The organism is Candidatus Magnetaquiglobus sp. (assembly GCF_058402785.1).
This window is the reverse complement of record NZ_JBZVFG010000036.1, coordinates 1-17,931: the sequence shown is the minus strand read 5'-3', so window position 1 is coordinate 17,931 and position 17,931 is coordinate 1. Positions and strand designations below refer to the sequence as shown.

Genomic DNA, 17,931 nt, shown 5'->3' with positions numbered 1-17,931 from the left:
GTCGTGATCGGGGTGGTGGGGGTGTTTCTGATCGGGTTGCTGCTGGAGCGTGACCTCCCCGGCGCGCCAGGAGTTCCGGCGTTCCAGACCGTGCGCGCTGCCCATGCCAGCAGCGATGTGTGGCTGTTGGATCGGGAGGGTCGTCCGTTGCAGCCGATCCGGGTGGATCATGCCAGGCGGCGGTTGAATTGGATCCCTCTGGAGGAGATCGCCCCCAATCTGGTGGAGATTCTGGTACGGGTGGAGGATCGCGCCTTTTACCAGCATCGGGGGGTGTCGTGGCTGTCGGTGCTCGGGGCGCTCAAGGATCGACTTCTGCACGGCAGTCGGCGTGGGGCGAGCACCTTGACCATGCAGTTGGCCGGTCTGCTCGAACGGGGTTCCGGTGGCTGGAGCGGACGTCGCGGATTGAGGCAGAAGTGGCGTCAGATGCGCGCCGCCTGGGCCATGGAGCGCTCCTGGAGCAAGGCCGAGATCCTGGAGGCCTACCTGAACCTGGTGCCGTTCCGGGGAGAGTTGCAGGGGATCGCCGCCGCCAGTCGCAGCCTGTTCGACAAGGCCCCGTCCGGATTGCTGCCCGCAGAGTCGATCCTTCTGGTGGCGCAACTGCCCGCGCCCAACGGGCCGGTCGCCCGCACCACGGCCCGTGCCTGTGCCCTGGCCGCAAAGATCGATACGGAACTCTCCTGTCCGGAGTTGACGACGCGGGCCGAGCGTCTGTTGCGGGGACGCCTGCCGCCGGTGCGCGCCGAGGTCGCCCTGGCGTCCCACGCCGCCCGCTGGCTGATCAGGGGACGCGGACCGGATATCGGCGGCTCCTCGGGGGTGCGCTCCACCCTGGATGCCGATTTGCAACGGAGCGCGAGCGAGGCCCTGGATCGACAGTTGGCGCAACTGGCTGGTCACCATGTTCGGGATGGGGCGGTGCTGGTGGTGGAAAATGCCACCGGGGCGGTGCTGGCCTATGTGGGGGGTGGCGGCGTCGATCCGTCGGCCCGGCATGTGGATGGCGTGCGGGCGCTGCGTCAGGCCGGTTCCACCTTGAAGCCGTTCCTGTACCAGTTGGCCATCGAGGAGCGTCTGATCACCGCCGCCTCCCTGTTGGAAGACTCTCCGGTGGAGTTGGTGATGCCGACCGGCATCTACCAGCCCAACAACTATGACCGGGAGTTTCGCGGCTGGGTCAGCGCCCGCACCGCCCTGGCCTCCTCCTTGAACGTTCCGGCGGTGCGTGTTTTGATGGTGACCGGTCTCTCCCCGTTCGCGGCCCGGCTCAGGCAGTTCGGCTATGGCCACGTTCGCGAGGAGGGGTCGTTCCACGGCCATGCCCTGGCTCTGGGATCGGTGGAGGTGAGTCTTTGGCAACAGGTGAATGCCTATGCCACCCTGGCCAACGGCGGTCTGTTCGTCCCCCTGGTCCTGGAGCCGGACCGGCAGCCACCCGCACCCCGGCGGGTCACCTCGGCGGAGAGCGCTTTCATCCTTGCCGACATCCTCTCCGACCCCCTGGCCCGCACCCCCACCTTTGGATTGGGCAATCCGCTCGCCACTCCCTTCTGGAGCGCGGTCAAGACCGGAACCAGCAAACGGATGCGGGACAACTGGTGCATCGGCTTCACGCCCCGGTTCACGGTGGGGGTCTGGGTGGGCAACTTCGATGGCCAGCCGATGCGCGAGGTGTCGGGCATCTCCGGTGCCGCCGAGGTGTGGCTCGAGGTGATGCTGGCGGTGCGTCACCGCTTCGGATCCGGTGGAGCCGGTCCGGAGTTGCCTCCGGGGGCAGACATGATCCACAGGTCGATTCTCTTCGAGCCCGCCGTGGAACCGCCCCGTCGCGAGTGGTTCCTGACCGGCACCGGCAGCGATACGATCCGGCTCCACGATGGGGCGTTGCGTCCCTCCCGGATCCGTTCGCCGGGGGATGGCACCATCCTGGCCATGGATCCGGACATCCCGCCCGGCCTCCAGAGGCTTGTCCCCCGGATGAGCCCGATACATCCGGGCAACCAGTGGCGGTTGGATGGCGTGCCTTGGCCAGCCGTGCCGGAAGGGTGGGAACTGGTGCCCGGAGCCCATCAATGGGAGTTGTTGGATGGCGAGGGGCGTCTGCTCGACCGCGCCCGTTTTCAGGTGCGGGGCACGACCCGGCAAGTGGAGCGGGAGTGAGCGGGATCGTTGGGATGGAGGTGGCAATCTTGATTCGCTCACACCCTCGCCCCTGGATCCGTTCGATCCTGTCACCCGACGCCGGGTGGCAGGTGAGCGGCTGTTCTGGACCGTTTCTTGCGCGCTTTGTGTGACGCCCAGACCAGCATGAACCGTGTGACGGAAAAAAGATTGGCGCATACCATCCAACGGTATCACCAAACCAGGCAATTGGAGAACCATGCCATGAAATTGTCGCTGTTGTATGTCGGCAGTACGCTCAATCCCTATGGGTTCCGAAAGATCGGGGCCGTGGCCAAGGAGATTCTCCCGGATACCAGGCTCTATTTCGTCATGCAGGGCTTTTTTCGCTCTTTCAAGAATATCTTCAAGCCAAGCAGCCAGGCCGAGCAGTTCCAGGAGGAGGAACTCCATGCCATGGCGCAAAGCTTCCGCGATACCGAAATCCTCGGGGTCGCCACCATGAGTACCAATGCGGATTCGGTCAAGGCGTTGCTGAGTCGGATTCGGCAAATCAATCCCAGAATCATCATCGTTTGGGGCGGGGTGCATGCCATCTACTACCCGGATGATGCCATCGAGCATGCGGACGTGATCTGTTTTGGTGAAGGGGAATTGGCGTTCCAACGCTTCTTGCGGGCCATGATGGCCGGAGAAGGGCTCTCCCAGGTGCCCAATATCTGGTATCGCGAACAAGGCGTGGTGATCAAGAATCCCCATATGCCACTTCTGACCACCGAGCAGATGAGTCAACTCCCGTTCATCAGCTATGGGGTGGATGATTGGGTGTTCGATCAAAAGATCCGTGCCTTCCGTCCAATCGAGGTTGGGGATTATCTGGATTCGGATGCCCTCTCTTTCAAAGTGATCTGGACGAGGGGCTGTCCCTTCAAGTGTACCTACTGCGCCAATTCTGAACTGCTGAAATTGGATAAGGGGTATGCACGCATTCGTCACCCCTCGGTGGAGTATTTGATCGGGGAGTTGAGGTCCGTGCTGGATCGTCATCCGTACATCCAGACCATCCATTTTCTCGACGACTGCTTTCTGGCTGTCCCGGCGGACACCTTGCAGGCGTTCGTGAATCTGTGGATACGGCATATCAAACGCCCCTTCGTGGTTTCGGGCATCACGCCGGTCCATGCGGATCAGGAGAAGATGGATATTCTGCTGCGGGGAGGATTGAATCGGGTACGGATGGGGGTGCAAAGCGGATCGGATCGGGTCTTGAAGTTCTTCAAGCGTCCCAACCGGCCTGGTCTGATCAAGCAGGCCGCGGATATCGTGGGAGGATACGGCAGGCGCATGATTCCCCCGGCCTATGATCTGATTGTGGACATCCCTGTCGAGACCCAGGAAGATATCCATGCCACGATACGTCTGGTCAATGACTTCAAGCGCCCCTTCACCATCAATTTCCATTCGTTGCGATCAGTGCCGAACAGCGCCCTGGAGAAGCAGTTGCAAGAGATGAACAGCGAAGTCCTGCAACTGACCCACAGCTCCGAAGTGCTGTCCACCACCTTTGCCAATGCGATCCTGATGCTGATCGCGACGTTTCGCATTCCGGACGGCGTGCTCCAACGGTTGCTGCCCCATTGCAAGCCATCCCACGAAAGCTCCCATGCCTTTGGCCTGTTCTATTGGTCCTGTCGCACGCTGTATCTGGGCAAACGGCTGATGGATCATCTGCGCTTTTTTGATTTTTCCGTGGTGTTGGGGCGCACGGGCTGGTGGCTGTGGCGTCTGGGGCTGCTCAAGTCCACCAGTCCGGGCAATTGAACCGCACCTGTTTTGGGAGGTGTCGTTCTTTGCAAGGCCGTGCGCGGCGCATTTTTCGCAGAAGAGGCGAAAAAGGTTGGGTCCGGCATGATTTCACTTGGGGCGCGCAGGTCACTCCTTGATCTTGCCCGCCTCGTTGGGGATCAGAATGAATTTCAGACTGCGGATGATCGCCTTGGCCAGAATGAGTGGTGAGCGTGGGTAGGCGTGCGGGAAGATTCTGGAACTCACGATCCAGGTCCAGGTGAGGCTGCTCACCAAACGATAGACCGGCGTCAACGGCAGACGCAATATCAGGGGGAATATCTTGAGGAAAAGGTCCGGCAACAGACAGAAAAGCTGACCAAGATAGACCAGATGGAGCTGAAAACGTTTCTCTTCTGGGGTGTAGTTGTTCAGAGGCGATGAGTCGGTGGTGGAGATCTTCTTGAAATCGGTTTGCGGATCCAGCACCCCCAGGGAGATGGCATAATCGGTGAGATGGGTGTTTGGATAGGGGGCGAAGATCGAGAAGGTCGGGCACCCTGGTTTCATCTCCCTGGCGAAGAGAAAGGAGTTGTAATCGTCTTGCGGGGTCGTTCCGGGGATGGCCAGGATCGTGTTCGCAAAGGCGTTGATGCGATACTTGCGTGCCACGGTGAACGCGGAGCGCATCATCTCGTCACTCATGTGGCGACGCAGGACCTTGTTGCGGATCTCTTCGGAACCGGCTTCGATCGACATGCTGATGCTGCGACAGCCGGCATGACTCAGCATTTTTCCGATCTCTTCGGTCAGGGTATTGCAGCGAATCAGACAATAAAACGGGATGCCGATCTCTTTGGGATAACGCTCGGTGAACTCTTCCAGCCACGCATCCGGACGGATGACAAATACATCGTCCCCAAAACGCACATACCGCAAGGTGGGATACCGGTCCCGGACCTCCCGGATTTCGGCGAACAGGTTATCCACCGAGCGGCGCCGGAAGAGTTTCACCCCAGGCCCCTTGAAGAGAAGGTTGTACGAGTGGTTGAAGCAGTAGGTGCAGCGATACGGACAACCCCGCTGGGTCATGAAGGAGCGGATCCCCTGTTTTTGCAGATCCGGATCGGCGTTGTAGATCAGGCTCCGATCCGGGAAGGGGATGGCATCGAGATCTTCCGGCACCTCCTTGGTGCAGGAGGTTTGACCGGCCAGCAGCAGATTGGGGATCCCTTCCAGCGATTGGCCGGTCTCCAGGGCGGTCAGCAGTCTGGGAAAAAGCAGATCCCCCTCGCCCACGCAGATGGCATCCAGCTCCATGTCGTTCAACACCTGCTGGAAGAACGTGGCGTGCGGTCCTCCCATGATGCGGAAGACCTTGCGACCGCTGGTGGCCTGGTATTGACGGACCACTTGATCGGCCTGATAGAACATATGTTCATACGCGGTCATGGCGCTGTAGGCCACGACATCGGGATTGAATGCGTGCAGGATCGTGGCCATGCGTTGTCGTTTCAGGGCGACCAGCAGGGTTTGGTGACCGTCCTTGCGTGCGATCGCGCTCAGCAGCATCACCCCAAGGGGTTCGGAAAAGAACAGATCGGAAACGACAAACAAGATGCGCATGACGGGTAGGCCTCATCCCTTCAGAAAAATCCGAGCACTCAACCTGTTTGACCCGGTTTGTGCGAGACGGTTTGCTTTGCGAGTGGGCGGGCCATCCATCCACCCGCGTCGGCTGTTGACAAGGGCAGCCAGTCAGTCCATGGCGTTCTGGTTGGTTGCCTGGCTGATTTTCATCACCTCTCCATTGCGGATGAAGGCGCTGCGAATAAACAGGGGTCTTTGTTTGCTTTCGCTCAGAATTTTTGCGACATACTCCCCAACCAGGCTGATGGCCAGGAGATTGGAGGCCCCAAAAAACAGCATGACCAGCATCAGCGTGGTGATGCCGCGCGGGGCGATTTCCGGCCAGATCAGTTTGCTCAGGATCTGGAACCCGCCAAACACCATCACCAGAAGGAACAGGATCCAACTGGCGGTACTCAGGAGTGTGAGGGGGGTGTTGCTGAACGAGAAGATCCCCTTTTTGGCCCACTCCAGATTGGCGAACAGATTGTTGGTCGAGCGGCCAAACATGCGCTCCGGACGGATGTAGTCCACGCCGGTTTGACGGAAGCCGACAAACGCGCGCACCCCGCGCAAAAAGAGGTCGCGTTCCGGAAAACGGAGCATGGCGGTCACCACCCGGCGGTCGATGAGCGAAAAATCCCCGGCGTCGTGGGGAATTTCCATGTAGGCAAAGCGGTTGAAAAGTCGATAAAACCCCTTGTAGGCGAGTTGCATGTACCAGGGTGCGACCCGTTTCACACGCCGGCCATAAACCACCTCGTATCCGTTGCGCCATTGTGCCACGAACTGTTCGATCAATTCGGGGGGATCCTGGAGATCCCCATCCATCAAGACGCAGGCGTTCTTTTTGGCGATTTCCATGCCGCTCCTGAAGGCGGCCTGGGAACCGAAATTGCGCGAGTGGCTGATGCCGATGGTGTGGTAATCCTGATGCGAAAGCGCGCGAATAATCTCTTCGCTGTTGTCTGGGCTGCAATCGTTTACCAGGATGATCTCATAATCGATCTCGAGTTTCTTGAACGTTTTCGTCAACCGTTCGTGCAGATAGGGGATGGCCTGGCCATCTTTGTAGCAGGCGACGATGACGCTGACGGAATAGGGTTCGTCGGCTTTGGATTTGGTGGAGGCCAGATAGGCCTCCGGGCTGGATAGTTGCCGATACCAGGCAATGGTTTTGTCGAAGCCCTCCTCGAACGACGTTCGTGCCGACCAGCGCAGCCGGGTGTTGGCGCGGGTCGGATCGGCATACCAGTCCGGCAGATCCCATTGTCGATTGGGCATGGAAAAGGTGGGTTGGTCAGCGATGGCGAAGCGTGTTCTGGCCATCTCCGCCACCTCGCGAATGGTCACCTTTCGGCCTGAACCGATGTTGAAGGAGTGACCATAGTCGGCCTTCTCCAGATTGAGCGCGGCATCGATGAAGGCTTCGCAGGCATCCGCCACATAGATGAAATCGCGGGCGATGTCGGGGTGGACAAAGGAGGGCAGCTCACCTTGCAGCCCCTTGGCGATCAGGGTGGGAATCAGGCGCGACGCATCTTCGTAGGGTCCGTAGATCGAGTAGAGGCGCAGGTTGACGCAGGGGAGACCATGATGCTGTCCCATGTAATGGATGGCATGGGCCGCGGACACCTTGGAAACCGCATAGTGGCTGTTGGGCAGACAGGGGGTGTCTTCAGAGGGGCCGGCACTCTGGGAGCCATATTCCGAGGAGCTTCCCGCATGGATATACCGGTGGACGCCCCGTTGTCTCAGGGCCTCCAGCAGCCTGACCACCAGGATGTAGTTGGTTTGATGGATGCGTTCCTGTTTCTCTTCGAAGGAATAGGCGCCGTAGGCGATGCAGTCGAAGACGGTCTGTGGTTTCACCTGGTCGAGCAGACGATGCAGGTTGGTCGAGGCGAGCAGGTCGGTCACCAGGATCTGTTCCAGGGGGATGTTCTCCAATCGCCAGGGGTTGGCGCGGGTGGTCACCCCGAAAACGTCCCGACGCACGGCGAACAGGGCATGAAACAGATTGGCACCCACGAAACCACTGGCCCCCAGAATCAGAATGGGACCTTGCAGCTTGAGGTATTTCTGGTGCGGATCTTCTGGCATGATTATCCAACGTGTAGAATTTTCAAGAGGTTGTCCGGATCCAGACCGCACTCGTGGCGATGGAACGCTTGCGAGCCATAGGTGTGGGAAGGATACCCCAAAGCATGGACATGAACAAACCGTTCCATGGGCATGCCCAGGCTCATCAAGGCGTGTGCCAGCATGTGTCCGATCCCCCCATGGGCCACATGCTCTTCGATGACCACAAGCCGCCTGCGTTCTCGCAAGAGTTCCAGAAACGGTTCGGGAGGCGGACACGCCGAGACGGGCAATTCCGTGAGTCCCCAGATTTCCGGACGTTGCCGGGGCGGCAGGGTCAGACAGGCCCGCAACAGGCCGCCGGTCAAGGGACCGACCGCCAACGCCGGGGTGCCGTCACCTGCCAGCAAGCGCCGCCAGGGGGCATAGGCCGGTGGTTGATAGCCGGTCGGCATCTCGCATCGTCCCAGGCGCAGGTAGCCCGGATGTGGGGATTGGGCCATGCTCCGGACGATGGGATCCACGTCGGAGGCGAAGATCGGAACATAGGCCAGCATGTTCGGAAGGGTCAACAAGGCGCCGTAATCTTCCAGGGCATGGTGGGTCGCGCCCATGGCTCCATATCCATAGCCGCCCCCATTGCCGACGATTTTGACCGGCAGGTCATGTTGACACAGGTCGTTGCGAATCTGCTCGAACGGGCGGGCATAACAGAACGGAGCGATGCTGTAGACCCAGACCAGCATCTCATGGCGTGCCATCCCGGCGGCCACGGAGAGCATGTTCTGTTCCGCGATGCCCGCATTGATGAACCGTTCTCCCATCGCCTGGCGCAGGGGTTCCAGGGCCTGGAAGCCCAGATCGCCGGTCATGAAGACGAAGGGGTGGCTCCGAAAGAGGTTGACCCAACTCGCACAGGCCGCGTTTCTCATGACAAGGCATCCAGATCCGCCATGGCCTGGGTGTAACTGGCCTGGTCCAGGGGGAGATAATGGGACTCCATGCGGTTTTCCATGCTGGCCACCCCCTTGCCCTTGATGGTGCGCAACAAGACGACGCGGGGCGCGGCGCGGCTTTTTCCGTGCGGAGTCACGGCCTGGAACAGGCTGTCCATATCGTGTCCATCCGCCTCTTGAACGGTCAAGCCGAAGGCCCGGAAGCGTCCGGCGAGATCCTCCATGGAGGCGACCTCCCGGGTGGAACCAAATCCCTGCCAGCCGTTGACATCCACCAGGATGGTCAAGCGGGTCAGGTTCTGGTGGCAGGCAAAAATCACCGCCTCCCAATTGGCGCCCTCCTGCCACTCTCCATCGGAGGTCAAACAATAGACCTCTCCGGGTTGGTTCTGGAACCGTTTGGCCAGCGCGAATCCGGCGGCCAGGGAGACCCCATGTCCCAGGCTGCCCGTGGCCATGGGAATGCCGGGTGTCCAATAGGGCATGGGGTGACCGGCCAGATGGGTGCCATTCTGGTGGAAGGTGGACAAATCCGCGTCGTCCAGTTCGCCCATGGTCCAGAGCGTCACATACAGCGCTCCGGCGGCATGTCCCTTGGAGAGCAGAAATCGATCCTGGGGGGTCATGATCTGGTGATGCAGACAGAGCAGGGCATCCAGCGCGGAAAGATTGCCGCCGAGATGACCGATCTGACTCTCGAAGTGCATGCGCAGGAGTCGTTTCTTGGCTTGCACGGCCAGTTTCGCGAGGGTGTTCATGTGTTTGTCAGGTGTCACCCGGCGCGATGGCCGTCACGACATACCCCAACGTATCGTCTTCCGACCCCCAACCCCACCGCAAGGAAACGTGCCCCAGGATCAGACCCGCGCAGAAGAGCGGCAAGCAGGCCAGACCGGCCAGGGTCGGCATCAGACGCCTGCTCAAGACGGCGCGATAGACGACGCTGATCAGTTTATAGGCCAATACCGTGATATCCGTACCCCTGGGCCTGACCTGGATCTCGTGGAATCCGGCCTCCTGCAACAGTCTTTCCAGGGAGGCTGGTGTCAGACGCCAATAATCGAAAGGGATGTAGTGATAACGCGCCTGAAAGGGAATGGTGAAGAACAGGGTGCCGCCAGGCCGCAGAACCCGTCGGCATTCGGCCAGAAAACCCGCAGTATCCCATACATGTTCCAGTACCTCGGTATGGAACAGATGCTCGGCCCAACCGGTTTCGATCGGGAAACGGTCCCCTTGATACCATTCGGTTTCCTGGGTTGAATAATTGAAATGTTCAGGCGCGCCTGCCCAGTCCAGGCCGCGATAGACGCATTGATCCGACAGATAGTGACGATAGGGTTGGGCTCCGCACCCGACTTCCAGGATTTGTCCGCGACACCCTTTCAACCAGGGGATCAGAGGCTGCCGTATCGATGCGGATTGCAGGTCCAACCAGGGACGCAGATTGAAGAGCCATTGGCTCCAGAGGGTTGAACCAGGGGGGAGATTGTCTGGGGGCCGAAACGCTTCGGAATCCGCGGAATTCGCCATCGTGTTCACCTGTCGGATGATGATCGGCTGTGTCAACCCGTTGGAACGGAACGTTGCAGTCGTGCGCGGCCATGCCCCACCAGCCGCATGAACCGATCAATCAGCAGGGTCACGCCTGTCAAACCCGCCAGAATGAAGAAAAGGTCGTGCGGAATACGGTAGGAGGCCAGAGGATCGACCATGGAGCCGGAAATGGCCGATGCCATGAAATGGGGAAGGATCATCAGCCACAACAAACGCACCTCCCGTCGATGGACCCCCAGCAAGAGCAGGATGGCAGCATAGCAGAAATCGCGGACAGGGGGATATTTATAATTCAGACTCCTGAAAAATTCTGCGACAGCATGATTTCCCGGCTCTTTTGAGAAAAGGTCGTCAATGGTGTCAACATACCGCTTGGCCTCTTCGAGGTGGCGACGATCTTCCTGGCTCAATTTCGAATGCTCCTGGTCCCGTCGTTCACGCGCGACATTGGTCGGGATCGGAGCGCATTCCGCGTATGGACAATTTTTCTTGTCAGGATTGTCCCCCTTGGGTTGCGACTGACCTCCGGTTGCCGGTTTGGGTGGCGGGGGCAGATCGAAGGGGCGGGAGAACTGGTAATGGATGTTTTTGTAAACCGATTGCCAGAACCGCGCGGGCTGGGCGCGGATGGCCTCCATGGAGACAGCGTGCAGAAAATCCTCGTTGCCAAAATTGTCGATGATATCATGAAAAAATATGGGCTTTGGGGTGGAGAGGAATTTTTCCAGGGTGATTCCGTTGTCCCGGTAGAGCGGGTTGGACAACAGCTTTTCTTCGATCAGGTTGATCAGACGTTGCGAAGCGGGGCCGTTCTCCGGGGCTATGATGCGGCTGAACATGTAGATGTTGCGAAACGGGATGGCGTGTTTGCCACCCTTGAACAGGCCAAAGTCATGGAACACCAGGGCATGATAGGATGCCAACAGGAGCAGTCCAGCCGCGAAGGCGGACAGCGTTGCCCCGGCCAGGAGGAAATTTCGTCTGGAGAAGCCAAAGCAGAGTACAGGCAGCACGAACACGAACAGATAGAGCTGCGACATGGGGCGGATCAGAACCGGCAAAAAGGAGACGAACCCGATGACGGCATAGGCGGTCAGCGTGCGCACCTGATGCAGGCGAACCAAGACCACGCCCCAGATGGTCAGAAACAGTGCCAGAACCGGGTCGCTGGTCAAGAAATGACAGAAAAGGGTGTACTGGAAATGGAGCAGGGCAAACAGGGTGACCACGCGGGCGAGGTTTCTGCCGAACAGTCGCCCAACATAATAGATCCCCAATATTGAAACCAGATAGATCGTGAGAAGGAACAACTGAATGGAAACGATCCCGCCCCGAGCCACCAAACCAACGATGATGGAGATCCCTGGCGGGGTGATCCAGAGACCTTGTTGCGGGTTGTCAGAAAGAAAGAGATCAAAATAGTACAGAAAATAGCGATATCCGTCCCGCCCAATACCGATCGGCCACCCGATTGAGACGATGAAATAGAGTACCGTCGCGGCCAGCATGACCAGCAGCACGAACCGGCGGTCTTCGGCAATCGTTGCGCGGATGGAGATGGGATGGTCGAACCGAATCCATGGCTGCGCAAACGACATCGAGTTGCCCCATACCATCATGAGTGTTGCGTCCCTCTCCGAGCGGGTTCCGGTGCGTCATTCAGGTGGCAAAGAGCCAAGCGCCCATGCCGGATTCAGGCTGTTTGGCCACAACGCGCATGCCGATCGGGAAGAGATGCCTGCCTGTATGGGTTCCCGTCAGAATGTCATTCATCGTAAGTCAAATATTCCTTATAAGCAAGCCGTGAGCCGAGGTTCGAGCCGTTGCAGGAACTCCCGGCTCCATCGTTCGCTGCTGGCCGTGTCCAGGTGACTGCCATCGAGCGTGATCAGATCGTCCATTGGAAAAACGATCCGATCCATTTCCAGCGCCTCTGCAAGTCGTTCAGCGAGAAAGGACTTGCCATGGGCATGGGGAACATAGGTAAAAACGACGCACTCGCGCTTGACGGGAAGTTTCTCGACAAACGCTCTGGCCGTGGCGATGTGGGATTGAAGAACGGCTTCATCCTCCGGTTCTTCCGGCAATTCCACCACCGGGATCTCTCCGACTTGCGGTTCGGGAAAAATCCAGCGTCCATCCTCCAGCGAGCGGAACACGGTGGGCTTGACACCACAGAGCAGGGATTCGAACAGGGGGAATCGACCATGACAGGCGACTCTGAGCAGGGTATGCCAAACCTTTTTGACCCTGGCATAACCATTCTCCCGCCAGGGATCTTCCAACAGCCGGACAGCATGTTTGCTGAGCTTCCTGGCAAAGAAATTGTCCGTATTGATCACGATCAGGGATGGTCTGGGTTGGATCCGATCCAGGATGGCCCGTGCAAATTCATCTTTTTCATTATGGCCGAACCCCAACAGATAAGGTCGTGCCGTTGGATGACGCAACGCAAAATCGTGGAACGCCTGCGTGGAGAAGCCGAATTGCAGGCGACTGCTGCCAAGAAACAGCAGTTTGGCTTGACGAACACGGTCGTTCATCCCCTCTTCGAGGTCGAACAAATGAGCGGCATGATCATAATGTCCATGGGTGGTGACATTGCAATAAGCCATGTAGGTGCCATCCGGGCCAAAATCATGACAACGGGCGGCACTTTTGTCCGTCAGGAATTTGAATGGCACGGTCAGCAACATCATGGTCAAGAGGCTGATAATGAATACTCTGTGGCTCATCATCTCCAATCTTCCTCGACAAGAGGCGGTCTGGCACGGGCCAAACAGCCTCTCAGAAATTGAAATACAGAAATTCCTTCGGAACGTTCGTGTTCATATAGACCAGGGAGGTGAGCATGGCGGTCGTGGCAAGGAGCAGATTCTTCCAGGTCGGCATGAACTCCATGGAGAGCTGGTTTGAGTTTTTTTTGTGGAAGATCATCAGGATCCCCATGATGATCGGGATGAGAAGATCAATCCTGCTGGTTATGTAGAGGGAGGAACGATGCCAGGATTCGTTGCTGAACGGCGCATGCGTGTTGACCAGTGAAGAGATCATCTCCCATGCATGGGGCACCGTATCGGCCCGAAAGAAAATGAAGGCGAGGTTGATGTACAGGATGGTCGCGAACCACGCCAGCCATACCGGCAGGCGTGGTTTCTTGTTCTTCTTGCGGAGTTGGTTGACGATGAGTCCCAGGCCATGGAGTGCGCCGAAAATTATGAAGTTCAAGCTGGATCCATGCCAGATCCCGGCGATCATCATGGCCACGAAGGTTGCAAACATCGCCTTGGCAAAGGTGATTTTGTGGAAAGAACGGATGATCGGTGTATAAAGATAGGTGGTGATGAAGTTGGAAAGTGAGATGTGCCAGCGCATCCAGAAATCGACGATCGAGCGGGCCTGGTAAGGGGAGTTGAAATTGATCGGGATCCGTATCCCGAACAACAGGGCCGTGGCCACGGCCATATCCGAATAGCCGCTGAAATCATAGTAGATCTGTAGGGTGAAGGCGGCACTGGATACCCAGGCTTCCATCATGGAGAGCGATGCGGTCGAGGCATGGCCCGCATCCGCCAACCTGGAAAAACTGTCCGCGATGACGGCTTTCTTGCCCAACCCGATCGAAAAGAGAAACAGGGCCTGGGCCAGATGCCGGGCATTCAAACCAAGGGTCGCGGGATTGTCCAGTTGCCGCATCATCTCCCTGGCGCGCAGGAGCGGTCCCATCGAGACGGTCGGAAAGAATGCGGCCAACAAGGCGTGTTCGCGGAAGGTGGCAGGGGTGACCACTCCCTGGTAACAATCGACGAGATACATCACCTGGGTCAGCGTGAAAAAGCTGATACCAAGCGGGAGTTGGCTGAAATATTTGTAATAACCAAGCAACAGCAGATTGAGGGCAATGCCGAGAAACAGCAGCAACCCGCGGTGGTGATGCGTCCGCACGGCAGGCGGGGTGGCGTCATCCGCTCCCATGGCGCGTGCGATTGCGTGGTTTGTCAGCAGCGAACCCAGGAGAATGGGGAAATTTTCCGGATTCTCCCAGGAATAGAAGACAAAGGAGATGCCGATCAACCAGTCGAATGCCATCTTTCCCTGCGCGGATCTGATCAGGAGGTGAAATCCGAGGGCGCTCAACGGAAGGAACAGAAAAATGAAGCCGTAGGAGTTGAACAGCATCAGAGGATTCCCCCCGCAGTGACGGGCAGATTGACGCCACTGATCAGGTCGGAGTCGCTGGAGAGCAGAAAACGCAAGGCGGGAACAATCTCCATGACGGTGGCATTCTTTTTGGTCGGATGTGCCGCAGCGGTCATTTCGATATATTTGGGCGGGATGTCGGACAGGAATTGGGTGTCCACCATGGAGGGCGAAAGGGCATTGAAACAAATCGGTCTGTCCGCGTATTCGACCGCCAGCGAGCGCAACAGACCCAACAGGGCATATTTGGCCATGGTGTATTGTGCCATGTATTTCGGGGGGGCGCCCAAGGTCACGCTCGAGAGCATCAACACCACCTTGCACCTCCGGCGGGATTTGAGCATATCCGGCAGGAACGCTTGCAGGATCATCGCGATGGATCGAAGCTGGATCTCCAGATCCGGGATCAGCCTGTCCCAGGCGAACTCCGTGATGCGTCGCAATTCGATGCGTGCGGCAGCCAGATGCACGATCTGCGTCGGAAAACCATGACGAGCCCGGATGGTCGCCAGCATCTGGCCCAGCTCCGACTCCTGACGGAGATCCGCCTGGACGATCTCGAGCGGTTTGTCCAGACTGGAGATCTCTTGTTGCAGGCCGGCCAATTTTTCCATCCCTGAACAGGCATGGGCGATTATTTGCCCGCGGAACGGGGTGTGACCTGGGGCCGTGCGGGTGAGTTGTCGGATCAGTTCCCGACCGATATCCGAGGAGCTGCCTGTAATCAGCAGGGTTTCATCGTGGCTCATGCTGGATCCTTGTCGTCAACCAGTCCGACCTTGATTTTGGCTTTCGAGACCACGACTTCCTCGTCGTTGACAATGGTGGCTCCGATCTGAAGTTGTTTGCAGGCCTCATTCAGATAGACGATCCGGCCAGATATCGTCAGGGTGTCACCGATGAAAACCGGCTTGGAGAAGGCGATGTCGATTCCGTGCAGCAACGCGAACCGGCCCGGAAGATAGACCCCGGCCAGGGTGGAATAGAACGAGGCCGTCAGAAGCCCGTAAACCACGCGATCCCTGAACCCTTGGCGCACCGCGAAGGTGGCATCGACGTGCAGCGGATTGCAATCCCCGCTGATGGCGAGAAAGCGCTCCATCATCGTTTCCGTGATGGTGGCCTGAAACGCGTGTTCCAGCCCGATCCGCAGATCCTGCCATTGATACGCGTTGATGGTGTGGGTGGACATGGATCGGAGGCGCGGGATCAACGGGACAATTTTTTTTCCATCAGATCGATCATGTCGCCCACATTCTTCAAGGACTCCAGCTCGCCCAGAGCAAAGCGGATGTGAAACTCCTGCTCGATGGCGGAGACCAGATTGATATGGACGAGGGAGTCCCAACCATCGATCGTCGCGGCGCTGGATTCACGGGTGACGACCAGATCCTCGATATCAAAGATATCTTTGAAGATGGGTTGGAGAAGGGTGAGGATGTCATGCATGGTGGATATCCTTGATGCTGACGTTTCTGGATTGGTGGATGGTTGGATCGAGTCTCCACACCGAAGAGGATCCGTCCCCGGCTTGTGCCACGCATTCAAAACCCAACGTGCCGTAATGATCCGCGACCATGCCATTTTTGGCGGTACGATGGTAGTAACCGAGGATCTCGCGGAGGCCGCGTTGGTTGGCCCTGGCGACCAGAGCATCCAGCATGGCATGCTCCATATCCCGTTTCAGAACCCGACAACTCATGAGCCAGAGTTGGATGTGGGCCGTGTGTCGTTCCACCTCCGCCGCGATCACCGTGACCAACCCGTTGTCTCCAAATCGATCCGCCAGGCGACCATACAGGGTGATGTGATCCGGAGAGGCGGCCATGGCCTGCATCTCGGCCAGGGTACACCGTTTGGTGGTCAGATTGAACTGATTGGTTTTGTTGGTGAGTTGGGTGATGCGATCCAGGTACACCGGCGTGAATGGCCCGATTTCGGCTTTCATGTCCAGCGAGGCCAGGAACGCGCCATAGTCGGCGAACTGGCTTGCAAGAAGCGTGCGCTCCGCGTTGTCGGCGTAATAGGCGGTGCGTCGGGCATCCTCCTGATTGAGTCGCGGCACCTCGAAGAACCCTTCGCGATCCACGAATTCGATGAAACGCGACACCTCCGACCCCACATCCGGAACCGCGACGGGAGGAAGTTGTGCCTTGACAAGCGCGCGCTCGGCTGGATTGTCGTCCACGAAGACGAGCGCATCGAGTCCGATGTTGATCTCCTGGGCAATCTGGGCGATGTTGTCGGATTTGGGGTGCCAATTGGCCTTGAAGGCCGTGAACCGGTCCGATTGGAGAATCATGTCCGGATGGGTCAGCCCTTGTTGCGCGTTTTCGTGGTCGTTCTTGGAACAAACCGCAAGCAGGATGCCCCGTTCGTTCAGTTCCCGGCAATAGTTCTGGAACGCGGTGAAGGCCTCTCCCCTTGGGGTCTCCTTTCCCAGAACGATCCCCTGCACCCCGTCGTCCCCGATCACGCCGCCCCAAAGGGTGTTGTCCAGATCCAGCACCAGGCATTTGCGACTTTTGCCGTACGCAGCCCGGATCAGTGTGGCCAGGGCGTGCGCCAGATGGATCGTGCCGGTATGGGTGACCGCCATTTTGTAGCTGAACCAGTAATCGAGATCAAACCATTGTTCCAGACCGATACGGGCCGAAAGATAGTGAATGTCGTTGATGATCAAGCCGGGCAGTTGTCGGGCGGCCCGTGCGAATTCAAGATTGAGGCGCAGTATGTAATGGGTTCTTCCGTACGGCTCGGTCGTATCCAGCCCGCCCAGAGCGCGGGTTGGGGGTAAATCAAAATTGTTCTGAATGACCTGACAGTGCAGTTCGGTGATCAGTTTGTTCCAGATCGCCTGATAACGTTCCATCTCCTTGTTCAAGGATTCTGCAATTCGTTCTTCGGAATCGAATACCTTGGGCGAGAAGAGGATGTTGACGTTTGTCGTGTGAATGAAGGCGACATCCGGTTTGAATGCGCGCAGGGATGCGTCGTCGATGACCACATCCTCAAAATATTTTCCGTATTCGGATTCGAAAAAGGTCGGTTTGAAACCGGATTTCAGCAGGAAGAGTTCAAGGATGCCACGAATTTCAGAGGTCGTGGAGCCTCCCAGCAGGGCAACCCGGATGTTTCGCAGATCCGGTTGTTGGAGCAGATCCTGGCAAATGGCCTTCCGCTTGCGCAGGATGGTCTTGATGTCAAACGGATAGTCCAAGGATTCAGTGAGCATGGCGTGGATTCGTGTTCATTTGGGAAACGGACGTGGTTCGAAACTCGCACGATGGGGGGAGAACCCCCTCACCCTCCGTACCATGGACCTCCCTTCGGGAGTTCCATGGGAATGAGCTGGTAACGATTCAGGCCCCCCAAGTTGGCGGGGTCCGGGGGCCAGTGGCCCCTGGTGGGATCCAAAGGCGAAGCCTTTGGGAAGTTGCTGTTGATTTTGTCTGTCGCGCACTCTTCACGATAAGCCAATTTTCGCGGTTTTTGCGAAGATTGGCGCAGGCGCGCGGTCTTGTGTGCCCTGAGTCGTTGCCGATTTTGGGCAACGACTCAGGGCGAATGGCACGTCAGCACATAAGCCGCCTCC

General features: G+C 58.2%; 14 protein-coding genes. 2 read left to right on the top strand and 12 right to left on the bottom strand.

All coding sequences use genetic code 11. From position 1 onward, the window contains the following. Positions 1 to 3: 3 nt before the first annotated feature. Both pbpC and ACV4UY_RS11935 read left to right on the top strand, forming a co-directional pair. Positions 4 to 2,166: a penicillin-binding protein 1C gene (gene pbpC, locus ACV4UY_RS11940; RefSeq protein ID WP_491607814.1), complete on the top strand. Its 2,163-nt coding sequence runs from the start codon at positions 4 to 6 to the stop codon at positions 2,164 to 2,166. A gap of 225 nt (positions 2,167 to 2,391) precedes the next feature. Beyond that, positions 2,392 to 3,948, top strand: a complete 1,557-nt coding sequence (locus ACV4UY_RS11935; RefSeq protein WP_491607813.1) for a B12-binding domain-containing radical SAM protein — start codon at positions 2,392 to 2,394, stop codon at positions 3,946 to 3,948. A 111-nt stretch (positions 3,949 to 4,059) separates the two neighbouring features. On the opposite strand, the gene ACV4UY_RS11930 is transcribed toward ACV4UY_RS11935, so the two are convergent. From ACV4UY_RS11930 to ACV4UY_RS11875, 12 genes are all read right to left on the bottom strand, one after another. After that, positions 4,060 to 5,538 carry a B12-binding domain-containing radical SAM protein gene (locus ACV4UY_RS11930; protein WP_491607812.1) on the bottom strand — a complete coding sequence of 493 codons (1,479 nt, stop codon included), beginning with the start codon at positions 5,536 to 5,538 and terminating at the stop codon, positions 4,060 to 4,062. A 132-nt stretch (positions 5,539 to 5,670) separates the two neighbouring features. Then, entirely contained in the window at positions 5,671 to 7,644 is a 1,974-nt protein-coding gene (locus ACV4UY_RS11925) for an NAD-dependent epimerase/dehydratase family protein (RefSeq protein ID WP_491607811.1), read from the bottom strand. A 2-nt stretch (positions 7,645 to 7,646) separates the two neighbouring features. After that, on the bottom strand, positions 7,647 to 8,555 hold the full coding sequence (locus ACV4UY_RS11920) for a transketolase family protein (RefSeq protein WP_491607810.1): 909 nt from the start codon (positions 8,553 to 8,555) through the stop codon (positions 7,647 to 7,649). Further along, positions 8,552 to 9,337 (bottom strand): transketolase, encoded by a 786-nt coding sequence (locus ACV4UY_RS11915; protein ID WP_491607809.1) that lies wholly within the window; start codon positions 9,335 to 9,337, stop codon positions 8,552 to 8,554. Before ACV4UY_RS11915 ends, ACV4UY_RS11920 begins: the two co-directional genes overlap by 4 nt. 7 nt (positions 9,338 to 9,344) lie before the next feature. Further along, positions 9,345 to 10,112, bottom strand: coding sequence for a class I SAM-dependent methyltransferase (locus ACV4UY_RS11910; protein WP_491607808.1), 768 nt, complete (start codon positions 10,110 to 10,112; stop codon positions 9,345 to 9,347). A 32-nt stretch (positions 10,113 to 10,144) separates the two neighbouring features. After that, entirely contained in the window at positions 10,145 to 11,734 is a 1,590-nt protein-coding gene (locus tag ACV4UY_RS11905) for a hypothetical protein (RefSeq protein ID WP_491607807.1), read from the bottom strand. A gap of 192 nt (positions 11,735 to 11,926) precedes the next feature. Continuing rightward, positions 11,927 to 12,880, bottom strand: a complete 954-nt coding sequence (locus ACV4UY_RS11900) for a hypothetical protein (protein ID WP_491607806.1) — start codon at positions 12,878 to 12,880, stop codon at positions 11,927 to 11,929. A 43-nt stretch (positions 12,881 to 12,923) separates the two neighbouring features. Further along, on the bottom strand, positions 12,924 to 14,315 hold the full coding sequence (locus ACV4UY_RS11895) for an MBOAT family O-acyltransferase (protein ID WP_491607805.1): 1,392 nt from the start codon (positions 14,313 to 14,315) through the stop codon (positions 12,924 to 12,926). Continuing rightward, positions 14,315 to 15,085, bottom strand: coding sequence for an SDR family NAD(P)-dependent oxidoreductase (locus ACV4UY_RS11890; RefSeq protein ID WP_491607804.1), 771 nt, complete (start codon positions 15,083 to 15,085; stop codon positions 14,315 to 14,317). The genes ACV4UY_RS11895 and ACV4UY_RS11890 overlap by 1 nt, the downstream gene beginning before the upstream one ends. Continuing rightward, on the bottom strand, positions 15,082 to 15,528 hold the full coding sequence (locus tag ACV4UY_RS11885) for a MaoC/PaaZ C-terminal domain-containing protein (RefSeq protein WP_491607803.1): 447 nt from the start codon (positions 15,526 to 15,528) through the stop codon (positions 15,082 to 15,084). The genes ACV4UY_RS11890 and ACV4UY_RS11885 overlap by 4 nt, the downstream gene beginning before the upstream one ends. 17 nt (positions 15,529 to 15,545) lie before the next feature. Next, positions 15,546 to 15,785: an acyl carrier protein gene (locus ACV4UY_RS11880; RefSeq protein WP_491607802.1), complete on the bottom strand. Its 240-nt coding sequence runs from the start codon at positions 15,783 to 15,785 to the stop codon at positions 15,546 to 15,548. Further along, a complete protein-coding gene (locus ACV4UY_RS11875; protein WP_491607801.1) occupies positions 15,778 to 17,571 on the bottom strand; it encodes an HAD-IIIC family phosphatase in 1,794 nt (597 codons plus the stop codon). Before ACV4UY_RS11875 ends, ACV4UY_RS11880 begins: the two co-directional genes overlap by 8 nt. Positions 17,572 to 17,931: the final 360 nt, after the last annotated feature.

Coding starts and splice junctions, on each gene's coding strand:
- ACV4UY_RS11925 (WP_491607811.1), bottom strand. CDS start 7,644: ATGCCAGAAGATCCGCACCAGAAATACCTCAAGCTGCAAGGTCCCATT.
- ACV4UY_RS11910 (WP_491607808.1), bottom strand. CDS start 10,112: ATGGCGAATTCCGCGGATTCCGAAGCGTTTCGGCCCCCAGACAATCTC.
- ACV4UY_RS11905 (WP_491607807.1), bottom strand. CDS start 11,734: ATGTCGTTTGCGCAGCCATGGATTCGGTTCGACCATCCCATCTCCATC.
- ACV4UY_RS11890 (WP_491607804.1), bottom strand. CDS start 15,085: ATGAGCCACGATGAAACCCTGCTGATTACAGGCAGCTCCTCGGATATC.
- ACV4UY_RS11935 (WP_491607813.1), top strand. CDS start 2,392: ATGAAATTGTCGCTGTTGTATGTCGGCAGTACGCTCAATCCCTATGGG.
- ACV4UY_RS11930 (WP_491607812.1), bottom strand. CDS start 5,538: ATGCGCATCTTGTTTGTCGTTTCCGATCTGTTCTTTTCCGAACCCCTT.
- ACV4UY_RS11875 (WP_491607801.1), bottom strand. CDS start 17,571: ATGCTCACTGAATCCTTGGACTATCCGTTTGACATCAAGACCATCCTG.
- ACV4UY_RS11885 (WP_491607803.1), bottom strand. CDS start 15,528: ATGTCCACCCACACCATCAACGCGTATCAATGGCAGGATCTGCGGATC.
- ACV4UY_RS11920 (WP_491607810.1), bottom strand. CDS start 8,555: ATGAGAAACGCGGCCTGTGCGAGTTGGGTCAACCTCTTTCGGAGCCAC.
- ACV4UY_RS11895 (WP_491607805.1), bottom strand. CDS start 14,315: ATGCTGTTCAACTCCTACGGCTTCATTTTTCTGTTCCTTCCGTTGAGC.
- ACV4UY_RS11915 (WP_491607809.1), bottom strand. CDS start 9,337: ATGAACACCCTCGCGAAACTGGCCGTGCAAGCCAAGAAACGACTCCTG.
- ACV4UY_RS11880 (WP_491607802.1), bottom strand. CDS start 15,785: ATGCATGACATCCTCACCCTTCTCCAACCCATCTTCAAAGATATCTTT.